This window comes from Bacillus sp. CECT 9360 (assembly GCF_918741275.1).
GTDB lineage: Bacteria > Bacillota > Bacilli > Bacillales > DSM-1321 > Peribacillus.
In genome coordinates this window covers 39796-57928 of sequence record NZ_CAKKNA010000015.1, presented here as the reverse complement: position 1 = coordinate 57928, position 18133 = coordinate 39796, and the positions used below count along the sequence as shown (strand labels likewise).

The window sequence follows — 18133 nt, the reverse complement described above, 5'->3', positions numbered from 1 at the left end:
TTTTTTTGCATAGCTTTTGTTGTGGGATTATGCTAATTTGAATAATAGATGAACAACGTGGAGGATACATAGTCTTGGATAAACATATTAGGTTCAACCTTTTGAATTTACAGGGATATTATTTGTTTTCCTTTTTTGCATTGGGAAGCCTGACCCCTTTGTTGAGTGTTTACTTAAGTGAAGTCGAGAAATTAAACGGGTACCAAATCGGTACGATCATGTCAGTCGGACCGGTGATTATGATTGTGTTTCAGCCGCTGTGGGGCATGTTTTGCGACTGGACGGGGAAACCGACGAAAATACTCTCGATAACAACTCTGTTGGCAGGGGTCTTTGCGTTAGGGTATTTGTTCTTTGATCAATATTATTTAATCCTGGGTGTAGCCGTTTTATTCGGAATTTTTCAAAGTGCGATGATTCCTGTGTCAGATAGTATCTCGTTGCAGTATACAAGCAAGGTCAAAGCCAATTACGGGAATATACGATTGTTTGGATCGCTTGGGTTTGGGATTGCCGTATTTATTATGGGGCGCCTATCCGAGACTGATCTCGGACCGACGGTGATTTTTTATGCGACCTTTATCGCCTTGACGATTGGATCTCTGCTGGCACTCCGTCTTCCGAAGGAAAACGAGTCGGCAAAATTAAAGATTACACACGGCATTAAGGAACTGTTTAGAATTAAACGATTTTTAATTTTTCTTGCTGTCACATTCCTGATTTTCGGGCCTAACCTCGCGAACAACGTATATTATGGTCTGTTCGTTGAAGCAAGGGGTGGTACATATACCGGCATCGGCATCGCCTTTTTGCTCGCTGTATTATCAGAAATTCCGTTTATGCGGATTGCAGGAAGCTGGATCAGGAAATTGGGCCTGTTGCCGATTGCGCTGATAGCCGGCATCGCTTCTTTAGTAAGGTGGATTTTTTATGTTACACAGCCAGGCTTGGAGATTATCTATGCAACTTCGATCATCCAGGGATTTTCACTTGGACTGTTCATCCCAGCAGGTCTGCAATATATAAGGCGTATCACCCCGCAGCATATAACCGTGACGGCTGTGACTGTGTATTCCGCAATTGGCAATGGACTAGGAAACTGGTTCAGTACCTTTACGGGCGGAATTATCCTGGAAAAGATGGATATCTATAGCGTCTATCTCTTTTTTGGCATCCTGTCGCTGATGGGTATCCTTCTGACTTTATGGCTGATTAAAATGGAGAAAGACTTTCATTGGATTCCTTAATTTATAACGCAAAAAGCTGCCTGGTACTCAACCAGACAGCTTTTTTAGTTTAAAGGAAAAGAACCATGTGATCTTCATCATAATAGCGGCCATTCCATTTCATAGCATGTTTTTCTATTCCATATGTATGAAATCCTAATGATTGATAAAGGGAGGTTGCCACTTTATTCGTCTTAACCACCGTTAGATAAATCTGCTCTATTCCTTCCATTTCCTTGGCTTTCTCCATAATCGTTCTGACCAGCTGTTTTGAAAGCCCTTTTTTTCTGTATGCCGGGTCTGTATAGACAGCCATCAAACCCGCTTTATGCAGTACTTTCACTCGCGAATCCCTTACTAATGTTGCGATGCTCACTAATTGTTCTTCATCAAAAATACCCATCGTAAAGGCTTGATTTGTCGGCCTCAAACGTTCCTGAAAGCTCTGCAGAAGATCTGCCTGCTCTATGGTTTCTTGATAGGTGACCAGAAAATTTTCAGGGCTTTCCTGTAAGGCTTTTAAACGGAGCTGCACATATTGCTCCGCATCTTCGGTGTCGAGCACTTTAGTTAAAAATGATGAGGTCTCCATTCTTTCTCTCCTATAGCTTTTTTTATATTTACAATACATGAAAACTTTGATAAACAGTAGAGATAATTAAATTTTTGAAATATTAATATGACCTGAATAAGCTGTGCCTCCCGGGCAGCAGCCGAAAAGCCTTATAATATAGTATGCAAAGAGGGCAACTGCGCAATTATCAGTGTATGGCATGATCTGCTAGCAATATATGGGACAAAAATGGCTGACAAAACAGCGGAAAAAAGCGATAATGAAACAGAAGCAACAATGGATGAACCGCGGTGTAAGCTCCGGCATATACAAAGATATCTGAGTCAGAAAGCTATGAAGTATGGTTCTCTCGGCTCCTGGGTTTCAAATAGTGAGGGGAATGGTTATATGAACTACCATTGCTGTGCAACCTGCATACATTTTCGCGCTGAGAAAAAAGAAGGCAAGATGAGTTATTTTTGTTCGCGTCTTGGTTATAATACTCATACGACCTATCAGTTTAATTGTTGGGAACCGACTGATAAGGTGAAAAAATTGATGGAAAAGCGTTCTGGGGAATGACATTTGGAAGAACCTTCTTCTTGTTACCTGAGCATATTTCCTGTAATATAACTATATAAGCTGCGTTGTTCGTATAGCATAATAAAGTTTTAACCTTTAAGCTGTAATAGGGAGTTTTATATTGAAACCGGAATGGCGAGCCTTTATCACGGATAAAGGATATACAGGAACGTTTCTGCAAACACCCACTTTGAGGAGTGGTGGTTTAAAACTTTCTTAGTTGGCTACGGCAAGTGCGGCTTACATATTTTTAAATAAAATCCTGATATATGACTTACCAATTTAACTGTAGGGAACGTACTTAAAAAAGTAAAAAATGAGTCTAAACTCTTCTGGGGAATGACTTTTGGAAGAACCTTCTTCTTGCCATTTGCTCATCTTTCCTGTAATATAACTATATAAGCTGCATTGTTCGTATAGCATAATAAAGTTTTAACCTTTAAGCTGTAATAGGGAGTTTTATATTGAAACCGGAATGGCGGGCCTTTATCACGGATAAAGGATATACAGGAACGTTTCTGCAAACACCCACTTTGAGAAGTGGTGGTTTAAAACTTTCTTAGTTGGCTACGGCAAATGCGGCTTACATATTTGTAAACAAAACCAGTCTCTGTAACGGGGGCTGGTTTTTTTTATGTTTATTTTGCGGATAACAAATTTTTCATTTGGTGTTGAATTATGTTTTAATGGTTGTATTATAAACTGTCGGGAGTTGATCATTCTGCGTAGAAGTACAGTGAAAATCGTCACCATCCTGTCTATTTTATTCGGAGTATTATGGCTTTTCGGTTTTGGATGGGCGGTTCAGGATTATTACGGAGAACATTCAGAAGGTGAAATAGAGAATAAAGATACCAGTCATGTCCAGGAAATGGACAACCGGGAGTTTACTATCGTGGCATTAGGGGATTCATTGACAAGAGGTACTGGTGATGAAACAGGAAAAGGATATGTCGGGCTTGTTACAGAGGACATTCAGGATCGCTTTGAAAATGAGGTGACACTGCAAAATCTTGGAATAAACGGCCAGACTTCAGGGGAACTAAGGGAACAGGTCAAGCAAAGCGAGGTACAACGCCAGTTGGCTGCGGCAGACACGATTTTGATTACGATCGGCGGAAATGATTTATTTCAAGGAGGGCAAACCCTTATGGATCGCAACCCTAATGAAATAGGTAAATACCAGTCTGAATATGTCCGCAACCTCCATTCGATTTTTACAGATATCCGCAAAGCAAACAGCGAGGCGACGATTTTCTACCTTGGCCTGTATAATCCCTTTATCGAACTGGAAGACGGCAGTGAAACGAGTAAGGTCGTCAGGGAGTGGAATTATCAAGGCGAGGCTGCGAGTTCAAGTTTTCCAAAAACGGTTTTCGTTCCTACCTTCGACTTATTTCAACTATCGGTTAATGACTATTTATATACGGATAAATTCCATCCAAACCAGGAAGGCTACCGTTTGATTTCTGAACGGGTGGCTCCTTTGATCAAATGGGAGGAGAAGCAGCGATGAGCCGGGTCACGCTAGCAGTCACCGATTTACGGAAAACAATCAAAAGAAAAGAAATTATCAAAGGCTTAAGCTTTGAACTGCGAGAAGGAGAAGTGTTCGGATTTCTCGGTCCGAATGGGGCGGGGAAAACGACCACCATCCGAATGCTTGTTGGTTTGATCAAACCGACTGCAGGTTCGATCCATATTTGTGGCTATGATGTGAGAACGGATTTCACCAAGGCTATGCAGTATTTGGGCTGTATCGTTGAAAATCCTGAGCTTTATCCTTTTTTGAGCGGCTATGATAATTTATTGCATTTCGCGCGGATGCTTCCAGAAGTGGATGAACGAAGAATACAGGAGGTGGTTTCGCTTGTCGGAATGGAAGCGCGGATTCATGACAAAGTCAAAACCTATTCCCTCGGAATGAGACAAAGACTTGGCATTGCCCAGGCCTTGTTAAATAAGCCAAAGGTATTGATCCTGGATGAACCGACAAACGGGCTCGATCCCGCGGGCATCCGGGAAATGAGGCAATTCATCCGGGCGCTCGCGGAGCAGGAAGGGCTAAGTGTCCTCGTATCCAGCCATTTATTAAGTGAAATTCAGCTGCTCTGCGACCGGGTTGCAATCATTTCAAAGGGTGAAATCATTCAGGTGGATACGGTAGATAATTTGCTGAACAAACAGGAAAAAATCATTTGGAGACTCGAACCAATCCGAAAAGGAAAAGAGGTTTTAAGCCGATATACCGAAGTGATTGAAATGAATGATGAATATCTTGTCACTCCATATGAAGAAAAACAGGCTGCTAACTGGAACCGGGAATTAATCGAAGAAGGCGTTCAGGTTATGGAAATGAATCGTAAATTACCCGCGCTGGAGGAATTATTCCTAGAACTGACCGAGGGAGGTGGCGGGATTGGCTAATCTTATTCAGAATGAAATGATGAAGCTGCTCGCCCGAAAACGCCTCCAGGTCATTGCAATCATCGTGGGGATATTAGTTTTATTGTTTACATATGCCCAATATAAGCAAGTCGAAGAACAGCGGGAGAAGCTTGGGACCTCTGACTGGAGGGCGGCCTTACAGCAGCAGATCATCGATATCCAAAATCGGCTAGGTTCGAGCAGAATGTCAGATGACTGGCGGGAACAGCTTCAGGTCAGTCTGAAGCAGCAGCAATATTATTTGGATCAAAACATCAATCCAACAGAGCCGGGAGCCCCTTCATTTGTAAGAATGTTTATTGAAAATTCGAGTGATTTATTTATCCCGCTGCTAGTCATGATCATTGCAAGCGATCTCGTTTCCTCGGAGCATAGTCTTGGTTCTGTCAAACTGCTATTAACCAGGCCTGTGAAACGTTGGAAAATTCTCCTGAGCAAGTATATAACGTTGCTTCTGTCCATATCTGTTATCATGGCAATGGTCGGCTTGTTGGCTTACCTCATATCGGGGATTATTTTTGGCTATAAGGGGATAAACGCCCCGGTTATTACCGGTTTTTCGGTTGAAGGCGGAAATCTCGATACAAGTCAGGTTAGGCTTATCAGCCAATGGGAGTTTATCATGATGGATTTTGGGCTTGTCTGGTTCGTTGCGGTTGTCGTGGGGACACTTGCTTTCATGATTTCGGTATTGATAAGAAGCACCGCGGCAGGGATGGGAGTGATGCTCGCTGCCCTTATTTCGGGTGCTATCCTAAACGAGATGGTTTCATCGTGGGAATCCGCGCAATACCTGTTCATGGTTAATTTAAAGCTGACGAACTATTTAAATGGTGTAGCCCCGCCTATAGAAGGAATGACCTTGCTTTCATCGATGATTGTTTTACTTGTCTGGTGGGCGGCGGCACTTATGGTTTCATTCGCGGTATTTACGAAACAGGATGTTTATTAGTTCACAATTTTTAATGGTGTGAAAGAGCAGCTAAGATTTTTGTTCAGTAGTAGTTAAAAACTTATAAAAAAAATCTGTCCTTTTATGGACAGATTTTTTTTTGCCATTCAAGATGAATAACATAATGCGTACAGGGTAAGGAAAGTAATAGATCGTAATTTGTCTCTTTTCGTATCATAACTGCGTCTATGGAAAACAATAAAAGCAATGTTGTCCGTAAAAGGAGGATGAAAAATGGAAGATCACCATTTAAGTGAGAAATTTATTCCCGTCACCTCTGTAACGAGCGGAGACGGTCAGTCTGTTACAAGTGATATTTATTGCTTGCCGATCCAAATCGTAAACGTCTGTTATATCGGAAACCGTGAAAAGTCTTCTGATTGGGTACTGATTGATGCGGGAATGCCCCGTTCGGCAGACGAAATAGTAGGAACGGCAAAGGAATTATTTGGTGAGGATGTTCCGCCCAAGGCGATTGTTTTGACACATGGCCATTTTGACCATGTCGGTGCTTTAATTGACCTTGTGGAACGTTGGAATGTCCCTGTGTATGCCCATCAACTGGAAATGCCGTATTTGACTGGAGAAAAGGATTATCCTAAACCACACCCTACAGTCGAAGGGGGCATGGTCGCCAAGATGGCTGGCCTATTCCCTAATCAGGGAATCAATTTAGATGAGCATGTACACGAACTTCCTTCGGATGGGTCAATTCCGCATCTTCCTGGTTGGAAATGGGTTCATACGCCTGGTCATTCCGAGGGACATATTTCGTTGTTCCGGGAGGAAGATCGCGCCTTAATTGCCGGAGATGCATTTGTCACGGTCAAGCAGGAGTCGTTATACAAAGTGATAACACAGGAAAAAGATATACATGGACCGCCAAGGTATTTTACGACCGATTGGAAAGCCGCGAAACAATCAGTGGAGAAGCTCGCTTCCCTAAAGCCATCGGTGGCAGTGACCGGTCATGGTCTTCCGATGTCAGGAGAGGAATTGACTGACAGTTTGAACAGGCTGGTACGGAATTTTGATGCGATTGCCAAGCCCGACTACGGAAAATACGTAAATTAACCCAGGAGGAGAACAACATGAGCGAGAAAGAACAACAGCAGGCAAATTCAAGCAAGATAGCTGGAAGAACGTTTGAATTCGAGGATTACAACAGGGACGATGAGGTGTCCTCAGGTCTTGCCGTGACGCATGAGCAAATTAGTGATAACTACACTACATCAGCACTTGATAGTGCCGTGGAAAACATGGAGGAATCTAAAAATCAGAATGAAAACAACTCGTAATTAGGCGAACTGCCATCCCTGCAGTTCCAAGATTTCATACAAATAAAAAGAATGGCGGAGGCTTCAGCTCTTTACCATTCTTTTTTATTTGTATATATGGACTTTTTCCGATAGGTGAAACTCGATTAATGTGAGTGGTTGTGGTGATGCATCCGGAATTCATTTTGTTCAATCATTTTATAATGTTTTTCATACCGTTGAATCATTCTATCACCCATTTCCTTCGTGAGCATTCCAAATTCCACATATTTTCGAATTAATACTTTTTTCTTTTCCAAAACATCTTTATGCAACACTTTAAGTTCCGTTTTCTGCTTTTCTGTCAGTTGTATATTCTTTTGTTGGGGAGGAGCTGCAAGAGCGGCGCTGACACTCGCTCCAAACACCAATGCAAAGGCAGTAAAGATATAAAGCAATTGTTTCTTCATATTCGCTGTCTCCTTTCAGAATTAACATTTATTTTCTGTCAATAATGAAGAATTATGTAAGTGAAATGAAGATGCTTTCCTGTAGTGGGGTATAGACCAAAATTTGGATATCACCGAAATATCGGTTATATCACCGATATTAGAGATATATCGCCGAAAATTGAGATATATCAACGAAACTTCGAATATCACCGAAATATCGGATATATTATCGGAATTAGAAATATATCACCGAAAATTAAGATATATCATCGAAATTTCAAATATATCACCGAAAGCAGAAATATGCACGCCTCCGAAAAATGAAACCTATGACCGAAACATGGGATATGTACCCGAAATTTATGATATGCCCGATATTTAAGAAATATGCCCGAAATCTCAGGTATATGCTCGATATTTGAGATGTATGCCCGAAATCTGAGATATATGCTCGATTAAAAATATATGACCGAAATAAAGGAACTGGACATTCAAAAAACATGGGCACATATCGCCCATGTTTTTTGAAATTATAGAAGGTCTCCATCTGGAGGGCCTTCCCCCATCAGCCTTTTATGAATCCAAATGGCTGCCTGTGAGCCGTCTCCCATGGATATCGTGACCTGTTCGGAGTGGGCGATTAGGTCTCCGCCCGCCCATATGCCTGCAACACTTGTTTCTTTTGTACGTGGGTATACAAGGACATGGTTTTTCTCATTTAGTCTTACGCCGGCTTGTTCGGCCAGCTCGGAATTCATTTTGTTTCCGCTGAAGCCTGTAAAGCCTCGTTCTGCCTCGATGATTTTCCCGCTGTTCAGTTCGAATCCGATAAGGTCTTCCTTATCATCGAGAAGAACTTTTGAAACCGATTCCTTAATCACTTGGATATTATGCTTGTCTAAATCTTCTGCAATGGCAGCTTCAACAGGGGCTTGTTCATGATTTATGAACACGATATCATCCGACCAGTAAGTCAGGGTGATTGCCATATGGGCGCCGGTATTTCCGCCCCCTAATACTACCGTTTTCTTTCCGGTTACTTCGTAGCCGTCACAATCCGGACAGACATATATATTTTTGCCGAGACATGGAAACAGGTTCTCAATATCAGGCAGCTTATCCACAAGGCCGGTAGCCAGAAAAACGGTTTTTGCTTCATATTCTTCATTCTTCTCTGTTTTCATTTTAAAGGAACCATCGAGTTTCTGTAAGTTGAGTACTTTGTCTTCCACGAAATGGACACCATATTTCTCGGCATGCTGTTTTCCGAGGCGCCTTATTTCTTCTCCGCTTACTCCATCTGGCCAGCCTAATATATTATGGTAACATTTACAAACCGTCGAACGACCTTGATTGGAATCAATCACCAAAATATTATGGTTGTATCTCCCTAATTGAATGGAAGCTTGCAGACCGGCAATGCCCCCTCCGATTATAATGCAATCCGCTTTTTTCATTTTTTCGCAGCACCTCGATTGTAGTTTTCATCGCATATTTCAAAAATATACCACTATCACTCCGTCAATAAACTACCTTCTAAAAATGTGTCGGACGGAATATATAAAGAATTGAAAGGGAGGGATTAGATGACATTCAAGCAGGATGCTTTGTTTGAGCATAGCTTTTGGCTGCAGGTTCTTGGTGACCATTCTAGATTCATTTTAGAAACCCTGGCCCCGGTGGAAAGGGAAGACATACAGAAAGCCGAGTATTTTAAACAAAATTATGACTCATTGTTGAACGGGCTGCGAGAAATTCCAGAGGACCAATTACTCACTTTTACGCAAAATGTGAAAAAGCTGACGGAACATTTCCGGGAATTCAAATTATCTTTGATAAGAAAACATCTAACAGGAAAATTAAAAATGAATATGACTGCGACTTTTATCAATCATATGGTGAATGAGCTGGAAGAATATTTAAACATTATCAGTTATCTTGAAAAAGGAGAAAAGCCTCCAATTTTTCATGAACTGCACCACCATCTCTTATGGCTCGTGGATGCTGCGGGCCATGCCGGGACGATCAATGACAAGATGGACAGTGTCGAAAGGGATATAAAATATAAATCTGCGGCCTTTACGAAAAAGTTTGAGGATTTTTATTTGAAAGCAGTCGAGCTGACCGGTTATTTAAGAACGAACCTGCACAAATTTCCGGCGTTAGAAAAAATGAACAAAGATGTCAAGCTGGAGATGAGATTATTTAGGATGTTTTTAGAGGAACTGGAGGAGTTGGAGCTAACTGAACAGGTGTTGGGAACTTTCTCAGCGCTGATGGCTGACCACATGTCAAGGGAAGAATGCTACTATTTAATGAAGTTGGCTGAATCCACTCAAACTGAGCCGCCTGACTGCAATCCTGCTAAAAAACGGGTGGAAAAGTAAAGAAAAAGGAGGCTGGTTTCATTCCGGCCCCCTTTTTGTGAAAACTATTAGATTTCCATCCATTCGGTACTCCAGTTCTGTATTTCCTTGATAACCGGTGAAAGGGCAATGCCTTTTTCCGTCAGGGAATATTCGATTCTCACGGGAGTTTCTGGATAGACTTCCCTTTTAACGATTCCTGCCTGCTCCAGATCCTTTAATCGCTCAGAAAGAATCCTTCCGCTTATCGGAAAAGAGGATTCAATGTTGCAAAAGCGCTGAGGACCGTCTAAAAGCTGGCTGACGATTAGTCCTGTCCAGCGTTTGCTCAATATTTGCATGCCTTTTTCAAAACGGGGACATACTGTTGATTTATTCATAAACATCACCTCATAGGTATATTATACCCTTTATTAGTCATTTGTAACAGATTTACATATACCAATCTATTTACTTGACGATATTTATATACAATACTATACTTGCTAACGTAAAGTAAGTAATGGAAGAGGAATTAATTCCATCTGTAAAAAATGATCTTTAGCGAAAAATAAACGTGTGGGTCATCATAACAGACTCCTTTAATCCTTCACTATATTTTGCGACATGGGATCGATCATACATCATAGAAAAGGCAGGTTACAGTTTAATGGCAAAAGTATTGTACATCACAGCACATCCTCATGACGAAACACAATCTTTCAGCATGGCTGCGGGAAAGGCTTTCGTTGATTCATACAAAGAAGCAAATCCTACGGATGAAATTGTCCATTTGGATTTATATAGCATCGACATTCCTCAGCTTGATGCGGATATATTCAGCGGCTGGGGCAAACTTCGTTCCGGTTCTCAATTTGATCAGTTATCAAAAGAGGAGCAGTCAAAAGTTAGCCGCTTGAATGAACTTTCTGATCAGTTCGTGGCCGCTGACAAATATGTTTTTGTTACGCCGTTATGGAACTTCTCATTCCCTCCAGTCATGAAAGCATATTTGGATTCTGTTGGACAAGCGGGCAAAACATTTAAATATACAGAACAAGGTTCTGTGGGCTTGCTTACAGATAAAAAAGCCCTTCATATCCAAGCACGCGGCGGCATCTATTCAGAAGCGCCGATGTCCGAAATCGAAATGGGACACAGATATATCAAAATCATGATGGACTTCTTTGGTGTACCAACACTGGAAGGATTATTTATCGAAGGACATAATCAATTCCCAGATCGTGCTGAAGAAATCAAGCAGGACGGAATTGAAAGAGCTAAGGAATTAGGAAAAAAATTCTAATTCGCAAACACCGGATGAAACCACATCCGGTGTTTTTTGATGTTTGCTCTTCTCAAGCTTTGGGTAAAAGAGTGAAAAGGAGATGATAATGATGGCAAATTCAAGGGGTATAAGTCCATATGTGTTGCTTGGAGTAGGAGTTGCCGGAGTTTCATACTTGTCCGTCAGGAATAATCGACAGAAAGTCACGCAAGCCTTTCAAGGGTTAAAAGAAAAAACAATGAAGATATGGTCGAGACAGAAAACAGAACCGGAAATACCACTTCTTGAAAAGGCGGGACACCCGGATCCATATGATATCCCCGATAACCGGATGGTCGATGAAGGAGCCTTGTTCAGCGTTAAATACTATAACCAAAAAGAGCAGCAAGCTTAATATTATCGCCCAGGAATCGATTCCTGGGCGTTTTTTAGTCCGCTCTTATATTATAGCGCTTCCGCCAATTGGCGTTTCTCTAGCTTAACGGCCACAAATAAAAAAGAAAAGGCAGCCGCAAATCTTGCCATGGAAACAAGCGACATCGCAGAATTCATTCCTAGCGCATTCAATAAAAATACACCGAATTGCGGGGCAATAAAGCCAACTATTGATAATAAAAAGTTGTAGTTGGCAATGTAATTCGTGCGCGTTGCATCCGGGGTTGCTTTCAATAGCTGGTTGAACAGAAGAAGATTCGTTCCGGCTACGAAGATGCCAATCCAGACATTAATCAGGGTAATATAGGTCAAATTTGTAGATAAGATCGTCAAAACCGGCGCGGACGCCATTCCAGCTGTGGCCACAAATAGCAGCAAGTTATTTCCCCAACGGTCCGCAAATTTAGCCCACCACTTCATGCTGATGATTTGGGCGATTTGATTCGTAACAGAGAATAAACTGAACCATAAGGCCGTAGCGTTTGCTACTTTAATGTGATAGATGCTGAAGATCGACCAGCCCATTTGAGCGGAAATATTATACAACAGGGCACAAACCAAAAAGGCCATATACGGCTTGTGATGAAAAATGCTTAGAGAGAAGCTTTTGTTTTCACTTATTTTATTATTATTTTCCGTCATCGTTAGATTCTCTTTATGCTTGAAGAGATAAAGCCCCTCAAGTAATGCAAATAGGAAACCCGCCGCAAATAGGACTTGATACGGAAATGGATCAGTTTTATCATACAGGCTCAAAAATAGTCCTGTTGACAATGTTACGACTAATGCGGCCATTGTATTGAACTTGTTTCTTGAACTGAAAAAGTTACCCCTTCTTTCTTCCGGTATTAAATCCCCGATCATGGACTGCCATGACAAATTGGAAAGTGCTCCGGGAAAATTTAATAAGGCAATCAAGCCGACAAGCAGCCATGCGGCATAATCAGTCTCTGAAAAGAAGGGGACGAATAAAATCAGCATGAATAATAATCTCGTGGCAAGTGTAGAGGCGACCGTGAAGTTTTTCTTGCTTTTCGATTTATTTAACCAAATGGCACCTGGGATCAGGGCTAACATGCCAATAATCGATGGCAATGATGTAATAAGTGCGATTTGGCTGTTTGTAGCTCCAAGAACACTAATGGCAAACAACGGAATATAGCCATTGACCATATGAACCGAGGCAGTCGAGGCAAGACCGTTATAGATACTTAACTTTTCATTTCTTGTAAAACTCAATGATTGATTTCCCCTTTATATCTTCTTAATATCCTAATCTTGTGGCAATAACAGTTACATGTTCCTATGAACCGAAATGAATTGTACAATGACGTTTCTCCGCTTGCAAGAGTGCGGAGAAAAAACAGTCCATTCGGCTTAGCTTCTCAATTAAGAACGAATCATAATATAAGCTTTCTACATTGAAGCTAATTTTTTCTACAAAACATGAAAGTTAGCACATGAAATTTAGATTGTACTTTGCACTTTCAAGGATTAAGATGGTAAATGATGATTTGTTTTTTACTAGACCTAAGAGGAGTTGATACACATGAACAGTTCCTATGACCCTGAGGGTCCCAGTCAGAGCGGGGAAGCTAATTTCATCCATGATTTGATAGCTGTAAAAGTATCAACTCGAAAAAGATAGAATAGCTTCCTCAGGAAAAAGAGGAGGTTAACAGATGATAGAGATCTTTAGAACAACCGAAGATAGGCAATTAGAGACAGCGGGCGATTATTCAAAGGGAAGCTGGATTAATATGGTTTCCCCGACAGAGGAAGAGATCAGTGAAGTTAGCAGAAGTCTTAACCTGCCACTGAATTTTTTAAAGGATCCGCTCGATGATGAGGAACGCCCGCGTATCGAAAAAGAAGATGGAAATGTTTTGCTTATTGTCGATTATCCTTATATAGAGCGAAATGACAACGGCCAGGCGATTTATGAAACGATACCAATCGGAATGATTTTCACAGAAGATTGCTTTATTACCATCTCACTAAAAGAAACTCCTATTTTAAACGGATTCAAGAACAATAAGAAAAAAGAATTTTACACGAATAAAAAAACCCGCTTTGCTTTGCAGCTTCTTTTTGATATTTCGTCATACTATCTGCGTTATCTTAAGCAGATTAACAAAATTTCCAACGAAGCGGAACGGGAACTTCACCAATCGATGAAAAATAAAGAATTATATACGTTCCTGACCCTGGAAAAAAGTTTGGTTTATTTTACGACATCACTTAAATCGAACAAAGTCGTGCTCGATAAAATCCTCCGGTTTAACTATTTGAGAATGTATGATGAAGATAAGGAATTATTAGAAGATGTGATTATCGAGAATACCCAGGCAATTGAGATGGCGGAAACCCATAGCAGCATCCTCAGTGGAATGATGGATGCTTTTGCATCGATTATCTCAAATAACGTAAACATCGCGATGAAGTTTTTGACTTCCGTAACCATCATTTTAACGCTTCCGACTATGGTTGCGAGCTTTTTCGGAATGAACGTGAAGCTTCCTTTTGAACATCATCCATTTGCCTTTATCATTACATTATTAATTGCTGTCGGCCTTGCAGGGGCAACTGCTTTCGTTTTCTGGAAAAAGAAATATTTCTAAGCAGAAAGGCCTTCCGTTATGGAGGCCTTTTTCCTATTCATCGAAATAATCGCGAAGCAGAGTATTTGTATCTTCACCTTGTCGTGCATAAGGATTTTCATTTTTCACATTGTCTTCATCCAAGTTTGTCTTGATGACCAGCCGCGGGCTATCTGATGATTCAGCGATAATCCGGTCGTTCAGTTCCTTAAAATCGGGCATATTTTTATTGCCTGGTTGTCTTGGTTCCATCGTAAGCACCTCCTGAATTTAGCTTTTAACCTACAAACGAAAATATGCATTCCCATTATTGGATGACCGGAAGCAATTGGTGGAAGAATGGAGAGTGAGTCAGATGTAAGGAGGATCGTTATGGACAAATGGAATGAACAGGCAGCCCCGAATAATAACCAGAAAGCAAATGATATGTCTCTTGAGAGGGGAGCACAGATTAAAGGTGTTTCAGATGAGGAAATAAACGATATGAAAACGGAAAACGAGGTAAGAAAGCAAAATCTTTAATAAATTCGTTTGATTATTTTTATTTTAGCTTTTAGAACGAAGTGCAGGGTTGCCAGTTTAGCCTTTATTATCTGAATTGGGCCGTTTATCCAAATCACAGAGTTTATTATCCAAACGCAGCATTTATTATCCAAATCAATTTTAGCAATAAAAACCAAAGTAGAAATCTCAAGCTTCGAAATGGAAAAAGCCGATACCACAGACTGAAATTGGCTACATCTTCAAACAGAAAAATCCCTTTTAAGATCAACAAAGGAATCTTAAAAGGGAGGCCTTATTCAGTCTCTTTTTTGTTTTTTGTTTGCTGAGGAAACGCGTGCTGCACCAGTTTCCTGGTTGGTTGTTCCTTGACCTTCTACCTGGGATGATCCTAACCCAATCGTTGACGGATCCTTTTTACGTTTATGGTTCATGGATGCCTGTCACCTCCACCGTTACTTTCTCTATTTACGGTGGATTCTATACATAGAAATCGGGCGGGTGGGGCATTTTAAATGATGGAGGAGGTGTTAGCATGGCGAGAATTGGTGTTGAGCAATCCCTTAGCAATATCCAACAGGCTTTACGGGACAAAGGACATGATGTGGTCGAGTTGAAACAGGAGTCTGACACTCAGGGCTGTGATTTCTGTGTGATTACGGGCTTAGATTCCAATGTAATGGGAATGCAGGACACTTCCATTCAGGGGTCGGTTATTGAAGCGAACGGGTTGACGGCAGATGAAGTTTGCCAGCAAGTAGAAAATAGAATTCAATAGTAAAAAAAGACTAAAGAGTGAACGATTCTTTAGTCTTTTTTTAGAGGAGAATTTAAACTGCCCCTTATAACTTATTTCTCTTCAAGTTGGATATCAATTTCCAGTTCAATGGCCACATTTCCTTGAATCGCACGTGAAATCATGCAGGAGGTCTCAGCTTTTTCAGCAAGTCGCTGAGCAAGGCTGATTTCTCTATCAGTTGCATGGCTTTCTAAGACTATTTTTGGACGATGTATGATTTTTTTATAAGAAATCACTCCGTTTGTTATATCCACGATTCCTTCCGACGCCATTGTTAATCCTTTTTTTGCAAGCTTGCTCCGTTCCATCATTGCAGCCAGGGTAATGATATAACACGTAGCCGCAGCTCCGAGAAGCATTTCATCTGGATTAGTACCGATACCAGGACCGTCCATTTCTGGTGGAATCGATATTTTCGTTTGTAAATTTCCGGTTTCGATTTCGCCGACGTCATTTCTTAAACCGGGCCAATTTGCTTTTAGATGAAAATGATGTTCGGTCATAGATACCTCCACCTCCACATTAGTCTATACCTTAGTGTAAAACAGATTCACAAAAAAGGGGGGTATTTTGCTTCTCTTTTTCTTTTATGCACTGTAAAATATAATGAGAATCATTATCAAAGGAATGGGGAGACATTGTTCAATGTTTATCATGAATGCAAGCTTTGAAATTGAAAAAGATTACGAATATATTTTAGAAGAAAAAGGTAAGAAGGATAAACAAGAATTGTCGGCCGTAAAAGGGATTATTGCGGTTGAACGCTGGCGAAAAGAACATACAGAAACGGTTGAGTACGTGATGGTGTCAAAGTGGGAAAGCGAAGCAGACTTTAAAAAGTGGATCACGAGAGAGGAACATGTTAACGAGCACAAAGATATGAATAAAAAGCGCAAGGAAGCCGGAGAGCGACCTTATCATATAAAGAAAACATTGCGCTCATTTGAGGCAGTTGAGAATTAGAAACAAAACAACATTCCAATCATGCGGGGCTGACTTTTTTAAACAAAAGCAGCCCCTTTTACTAATTGTAAAACTTCACTCGATCTTCCAAAGAGCTGCATTCCTTATCCCCCGGTTCCACCGTAGGCTTGCCAAATGGCATTTGGGCGATCAGCTTCCAGCTGTTTGGTACATTCCATTCGCTCCTGACCGAATCATCGATCAGCGGATTGTAATGTTGCATGTCATTGATGAACCTTCCTAATTTTTTTAAACCCTAATAGAGGATATATTGATAAACTGGAAGAGTTGACGGCCGATTATGGAAATAAAAGCGATATACGAGTGAATGAATCGGATAAAAGAGAGGGACATAACCAAAATAACATTCCTGGGTTAAAATTCTTTGGACCGTTGAGAAAGGAAAGGTAATGCTCTGTGGGCTCATTAGCTTTCCTTTACATATATTGATACATTGGAATAAGTTTATCTTACAGATACAAAGGTGTGTCTTTAAGAGGGTTCATTTGGACCCTCTTTTTCGCTGCAGATTTATTTTCTCACAAGGGAGCAGTCGGACAAGGTCACTACCGTTGCGAGACGCTCCTTATTCAGAATGATTGTGGGTATTCATGGTTTGACATTTATCTTCATATCATTTATCTTTAAATCGAGACATCAAACCGAAAGCCTATTTTTTTAAGATGATATCTCGATATCGAGATAATGAGTGCCGCAAAAGTAGGGTACATTCTATAATGAGGTGATTGATCATGGAATTAAAAGGGATTCATCATGTTTCGTCCCTAACCGCAAAAGCCCCGGAAAATTATCATTTCTATACGAAGACGTTAGGGATGAGACTAATAAAAAAAACCGTCAACCAGGATGACATCTCGGTCTATCATTTATTTTACGGAGATGAAAGCGGTAATCCGGGTACAGAGGTAACCTTTTTTGAAATACCGAATGCTGCCCGGACTCATGAAGGTACGAACAGTATCTCAGAATTATCATTACGAGTGAAAAATAATCGAGCATTGGTGTTTTGGACGAAACGTTTTGAGGAATTAAACATTGAACACGGAGAAATTGCAGATAGGTTCAATCGGAAAGCCTTACCGTTTAGAGACTTTGAAGGACAGCGATTAGTTCTTGTTTCCGATGAAAATAATGAAGGGGTCCGTGGCGGGAAACCATGGGACAGGAGTCCGATTCCCGCGGAGTATGGAATACTTGGGTTAGGGCCTGTGAAACTCACCGTACGTGATTTAAGTTTAACCGCAGACAACTTGACCAATATTCTCGGGTTTCGGGAAAAAGGAAAATATCCTTCCGGGCAAGGTGAGATTGTCGTTTATGAAACAGGCGAAGGCGGTACTGGCGCAGAAGTCCATATTGAGGAGAGAAATGATTTGCCAAAGGAACGTCTTGGCCGCGGCGGTGTTCACCATGTCGCATTCAGGGTGAAAGATGAAGAAGAAATGCAGCAGTGGGTTAAAAAAATCAAGGCAGCACACATACCGAATTCCGGTTTTGTCGACCGCTTCTACTTTCGGTCACTCTATTTTAGGGAACCGAACGGGATTCTCTTTGAATTGGCAACGGACGGACCCGGTTTCGATACCGATGAAGAGTTCGAGCATCTGGGAGAGTCTCTTGCGCTGCCGCCCTTCCTGGAAGATAAGCGTTCCATCATCGAGGCGAAATTAAAGCCGCTTGATACGAGCAATTAAATGGGACATGCATTCAAA

Annotated in this window: 24 protein-coding genes and 2 other RNA genes; 17 read left to right on the top strand and 9 right to left on the bottom strand. The window is 41.1% G+C overall.

The features are described 5' to 3' along the window. Positions 1 to 74 precede the first annotated feature (74 nt). Positions 75 to 1247, top strand: coding sequence for an MFS transporter (locus tag LQ216_RS16960; RefSeq protein ID WP_117306056.1), 1173 nt, complete (start codon positions 75 to 77; stop codon positions 1245 to 1247). A gap of 49 nt (positions 1248 to 1296) precedes the next feature. Here the strand turns inward: LQ216_RS16960 and LQ216_RS16955 are convergent, their stop codons facing one another. Further along, on the bottom strand, positions 1297 to 1818 hold the full coding sequence (locus LQ216_RS16955; protein WP_230130635.1) for a GNAT family N-acetyltransferase: 522 nt from the start codon (positions 1816 to 1818) through the stop codon (positions 1297 to 1299). Positions 1819 to 2028: 210 nt separating this feature from the next. Here LQ216_RS16955 and LQ216_RS16950 point away from each other — a divergent pair, with 210 nt between their 5' ends. The 8 genes from LQ216_RS16950 to LQ216_RS16915 all read left to right on the top strand — a co-directional run bounded on the left by LQ216_RS16950 (position 2029) and on the right by LQ216_RS16915 (position 7059). After that, positions 2029 to 2361 carry a hypothetical protein gene (locus tag LQ216_RS16950; RefSeq protein ID WP_230130661.1) on the top strand — a complete coding sequence of 111 codons (333 nt, stop codon included), beginning with the start codon at positions 2029 to 2031 and terminating at the stop codon, positions 2359 to 2361. A gap of 54 nt (positions 2362 to 2415) precedes the next feature. Then, positions 2416 to 2607: non-coding RNA, 6S RNA (gene ssrS, locus LQ216_RS16945), on the top strand. Positions 2608 to 2758: 151 nt separating this feature from the next. Next, a non-coding RNA gene (gene ssrS / locus LQ216_RS16940) (6S RNA) lies at positions 2759 to 2950 on the top strand. A gap of 147 nt (positions 2951 to 3097) precedes the next feature. Then, on the top strand, positions 3098 to 3877 hold the full coding sequence (locus LQ216_RS16935; protein WP_230130634.1) for an SGNH/GDSL hydrolase family protein: 780 nt from the start codon (positions 3098 to 3100) through the stop codon (positions 3875 to 3877). Next, a complete protein-coding gene (locus LQ216_RS16930) occupies positions 3874 to 4788 on the top strand; it encodes an ABC transporter ATP-binding protein (RefSeq protein WP_230130633.1) in 915 nt (304 codons plus the stop codon). The genes LQ216_RS16935 and LQ216_RS16930 overlap by 4 nt, the downstream gene beginning before the upstream one ends. After that, positions 4781 to 5761: an ABC transporter permease gene (locus LQ216_RS16925; RefSeq protein ID WP_117306046.1), complete on the top strand. Its 981-nt coding sequence runs from the start codon at positions 4781 to 4783 to the stop codon at positions 5759 to 5761. The genes LQ216_RS16930 and LQ216_RS16925 overlap by 8 nt, the downstream gene beginning before the upstream one ends. Before the next feature lie 234 nt (positions 5762 to 5995). Then, on the top strand, positions 5996 to 6835 hold the full coding sequence (locus tag LQ216_RS16920) for an MBL fold metallo-hydrolase (RefSeq protein ID WP_230130632.1): 840 nt from the start codon (positions 5996 to 5998) through the stop codon (positions 6833 to 6835). A gap of 17 nt (positions 6836 to 6852) precedes the next feature. Next, positions 6853 to 7059, top strand: a complete 207-nt coding sequence (locus LQ216_RS16915) for a YozQ family protein (protein WP_230130631.1) — start codon at positions 6853 to 6855, stop codon at positions 7057 to 7059. Positions 7060 to 7184: 125 nt separating this feature from the next. Here the strand turns inward: LQ216_RS16915 and LQ216_RS16910 are convergent, their stop codons facing one another. Both LQ216_RS16910 and LQ216_RS16905 read right to left on the bottom strand, forming a co-directional pair. After that, a complete protein-coding gene (locus LQ216_RS16910) occupies positions 7185 to 7487 on the bottom strand; it encodes a YckD family protein (protein WP_230130630.1) in 303 nt (100 codons plus the stop codon). Positions 7488 to 7999: 512 nt separating this feature from the next. Beyond that, positions 8000 to 8926 carry an NAD(P)/FAD-dependent oxidoreductase gene (locus LQ216_RS16905; protein ID WP_230130629.1) on the bottom strand — a complete coding sequence of 309 codons (927 nt, stop codon included), beginning with the start codon at positions 8924 to 8926 and terminating at the stop codon, positions 8000 to 8002. Between the two features lie 129 nt (positions 8927 to 9055). Between LQ216_RS16905 and LQ216_RS16900 the strand changes: the two genes are divergently transcribed. Further along, positions 9056 to 9856: a DUF2935 domain-containing protein gene (locus LQ216_RS16900; RefSeq protein ID WP_230130628.1), complete on the top strand. Its 801-nt coding sequence runs from the start codon at positions 9056 to 9058 to the stop codon at positions 9854 to 9856. 47 nt (positions 9857 to 9903) lie between these two features. Here LQ216_RS16900 and LQ216_RS16895 read toward each other — a convergent pair whose 3' ends face one another. Further along, complete coding sequence (locus LQ216_RS16895; RefSeq protein WP_117306026.1) at positions 9904 to 10215, bottom strand: winged helix-turn-helix transcriptional regulator; 312 nt, start codon at positions 10213 to 10215, stop codon at positions 9904 to 9906. A gap of 269 nt (positions 10216 to 10484) precedes the next feature. Here LQ216_RS16895 and LQ216_RS16890 point away from each other — a divergent pair, with 269 nt between their 5' ends. Together LQ216_RS16890 and LQ216_RS16885 are read left to right on the top strand one after the other, a co-directional pair. Continuing rightward, positions 10485 to 11120, top strand: coding sequence for an FMN-dependent NADH-azoreductase (locus LQ216_RS16890; protein ID WP_117306024.1), 636 nt, complete (start codon positions 10485 to 10487; stop codon positions 11118 to 11120). An 88-nt stretch (positions 11121 to 11208) separates the two neighbouring features. Next, complete coding sequence (locus tag LQ216_RS16885) at positions 11209 to 11496, top strand: hypothetical protein (protein ID WP_230130627.1); 288 nt, start codon at positions 11209 to 11211, stop codon at positions 11494 to 11496. Positions 11497 to 11546: 50 nt separating this feature from the next. Here LQ216_RS16885 and LQ216_RS16880 read toward each other — a convergent pair whose 3' ends face one another. Next, positions 11547 to 12776 (bottom strand): MFS transporter, encoded by a 1230-nt coding sequence (locus tag LQ216_RS16880; protein ID WP_230130626.1) that lies wholly within the window; start codon positions 12774 to 12776, stop codon positions 11547 to 11549. Positions 12777 to 13219: 443 nt separating this feature from the next. Between LQ216_RS16880 and LQ216_RS16875 the strand changes: the two genes are divergently transcribed. Then, positions 13220 to 14158, top strand: a complete 939-nt coding sequence (locus LQ216_RS16875; protein ID WP_117306017.1) for a magnesium transporter CorA family protein — start codon at positions 13220 to 13222, stop codon at positions 14156 to 14158. A 33-nt stretch (positions 14159 to 14191) separates the two neighbouring features. Here the strand turns inward: LQ216_RS16875 and LQ216_RS16870 are convergent, their stop codons facing one another. Further along, positions 14192 to 14389, bottom strand: coding sequence for a hypothetical protein (locus LQ216_RS16870; RefSeq protein ID WP_230130625.1), 198 nt, complete (start codon positions 14387 to 14389; stop codon positions 14192 to 14194). Positions 14390 to 14509: 120 nt separating this feature from the next. On the opposite strand from LQ216_RS16870, the gene LQ216_RS16865 reads away from it, so the two are divergent. Then, positions 14510 to 14659, top strand: coding sequence for a hypothetical protein (locus tag LQ216_RS16865; RefSeq protein ID WP_174234296.1), 150 nt, complete (start codon positions 14510 to 14512; stop codon positions 14657 to 14659). Positions 14660 to 14937: 278 nt separating this feature from the next. On the opposite strand, the gene LQ216_RS16860 is transcribed toward LQ216_RS16865, so the two are convergent. Continuing rightward, on the bottom strand, positions 14938 to 15072 hold the full coding sequence (locus LQ216_RS16860; protein WP_117306013.1) for a YuzL family protein: 135 nt from the start codon (positions 15070 to 15072) through the stop codon (positions 14938 to 14940). Positions 15073 to 15173: 101 nt separating this feature from the next. Here LQ216_RS16860 and LQ216_RS16855 point away from each other — a divergent pair, with 101 nt between their 5' ends. Then, on the top strand, positions 15174 to 15416 hold the full coding sequence (locus LQ216_RS16855; protein WP_117306011.1) for a YkuS family protein: 243 nt from the start codon (positions 15174 to 15176) through the stop codon (positions 15414 to 15416). A gap of 71 nt (positions 15417 to 15487) precedes the next feature. Here LQ216_RS16855 and LQ216_RS16850 read toward each other — a convergent pair whose 3' ends face one another. Next, entirely contained in the window at positions 15488 to 15940 is a 453-nt protein-coding gene (locus LQ216_RS16850; protein ID WP_230130624.1) for an OsmC family protein, read from the bottom strand. Between the two features lie 142 nt (positions 15941 to 16082). On the opposite strand from LQ216_RS16850, the gene LQ216_RS16845 reads away from it, so the two are divergent. After that, entirely contained in the window at positions 16083 to 16400 is a 318-nt protein-coding gene (locus LQ216_RS16845) for an antibiotic biosynthesis monooxygenase (RefSeq protein WP_117306005.1), read from the top strand. Positions 16401 to 16461: 61 nt separating this feature from the next. Here LQ216_RS16845 and LQ216_RS16840 read toward each other — a convergent pair whose 3' ends face one another. Next, positions 16462 to 16623 (bottom strand): hypothetical protein, encoded by a 162-nt coding sequence (locus LQ216_RS16840; protein ID WP_230130623.1) that lies wholly within the window; start codon positions 16621 to 16623, stop codon positions 16462 to 16464. A gap of 529 nt (positions 16624 to 17152) precedes the next feature. On the opposite strand from LQ216_RS16840, the gene LQ216_RS16835 reads away from it, so the two are divergent. Then, positions 17153 to 18115, top strand: a complete 963-nt coding sequence (locus LQ216_RS16835) for a ring-cleaving dioxygenase (RefSeq protein ID WP_230130622.1) — start codon at positions 17153 to 17155, stop codon at positions 18113 to 18115. Positions 18116 to 18133 lie beyond the last annotated feature (18 nt).

Bases quoted from the DNA above. Each gene is read 5' to 3' on its own strand.
- LQ216_RS16955 (WP_230130635.1), bottom strand. From the start codon at position 1,818: ATGGAGACCTCATCATTTTTAACTAAAGTGCTCGACACCGAAGATGCG.
- LQ216_RS16930 (WP_230130633.1), top strand. From the start codon at position 3,874: ATGAGCCGGGTCACGCTAGCAGTCACCGATTTACGGAAAACAATCAAA.
- LQ216_RS16845 (WP_117306005.1), top strand. From the start codon at position 16,083: ATGTTTATCATGAATGCAAGCTTTGAAATTGAAAAAGATTACGAATAT.
- LQ216_RS16905 (WP_230130629.1), bottom strand. From the start codon at position 8,926: ATGAAAAAAGCGGATTGCATTATAATCGGAGGGGGCATTGCCGGTCTG.
- LQ216_RS16885 (WP_230130627.1), top strand. From the start codon at position 11,209: ATGATGGCAAATTCAAGGGGTATAAGTCCATATGTGTTGCTTGGAGTA.
- LQ216_RS16870 (WP_230130625.1), bottom strand. From the start codon at position 14,389: ATGGAACCAAGACAACCAGGCAATAAAAATATGCCCGATTTTAAGGAA.
- LQ216_RS16875 (WP_117306017.1), top strand. From the start codon at position 13,220: ATGATAGAGATCTTTAGAACAACCGAAGATAGGCAATTAGAGACAGCG.
- LQ216_RS16915 (WP_230130631.1), top strand. From the start codon at position 6,853: ATGAGCGAGAAAGAACAACAGCAGGCAAATTCAAGCAAGATAGCTGGA.
- LQ216_RS16910 (WP_230130630.1), bottom strand. From the start codon at position 7,487: ATGAAGAAACAATTGCTTTATATCTTTACTGCCTTTGCATTGGTGTTT.
- LQ216_RS16835 (WP_230130622.1), top strand. From the start codon at position 17,153: ATGGAATTAAAAGGGATTCATCATGTTTCGTCCCTAACCGCAAAAGCC.
- LQ216_RS16920 (WP_230130632.1), top strand. From the start codon at position 5,996: ATGGAAGATCACCATTTAAGTGAGAAATTTATTCCCGTCACCTCTGTA.
- LQ216_RS16900 (WP_230130628.1), top strand. From the start codon at position 9,056: ATGACATTCAAGCAGGATGCTTTGTTTGAGCATAGCTTTTGGCTGCAG.
- LQ216_RS16865 (WP_174234296.1), top strand. From the start codon at position 14,510: ATGGACAAATGGAATGAACAGGCAGCCCCGAATAATAACCAGAAAGCA.
- LQ216_RS16890 (WP_117306024.1), top strand. From the start codon at position 10,485: ATGGCAAAAGTATTGTACATCACAGCACATCCTCATGACGAAACACAA.
- LQ216_RS16850 (WP_230130624.1), bottom strand. From the start codon at position 15,940: ATGACCGAACATCATTTTCATCTAAAAGCAAATTGGCCCGGTTTAAGA.
- LQ216_RS16895 (WP_117306026.1), bottom strand. From the start codon at position 10,215: ATGAATAAATCAACAGTATGTCCCCGTTTTGAAAAAGGCATGCAAATA.
- LQ216_RS16860 (WP_117306013.1), bottom strand. From the start codon at position 15,072: ATGAACCATAAACGTAAAAAGGATCCGTCAACGATTGGGTTAGGATCA.
- LQ216_RS16855 (WP_117306011.1), top strand. From the start codon at position 15,174: ATGGCGAGAATTGGTGTTGAGCAATCCCTTAGCAATATCCAACAGGCT.
- LQ216_RS16840 (WP_230130623.1), bottom strand. From the start codon at position 16,623: ATGCAACATTACAATCCGCTGATCGATGATTCGGTCAGGAGCGAATGG.
- LQ216_RS16950 (WP_230130661.1), top strand. From the start codon at position 2,029: ATGGCTGACAAAACAGCGGAAAAAAGCGATAATGAAACAGAAGCAACA.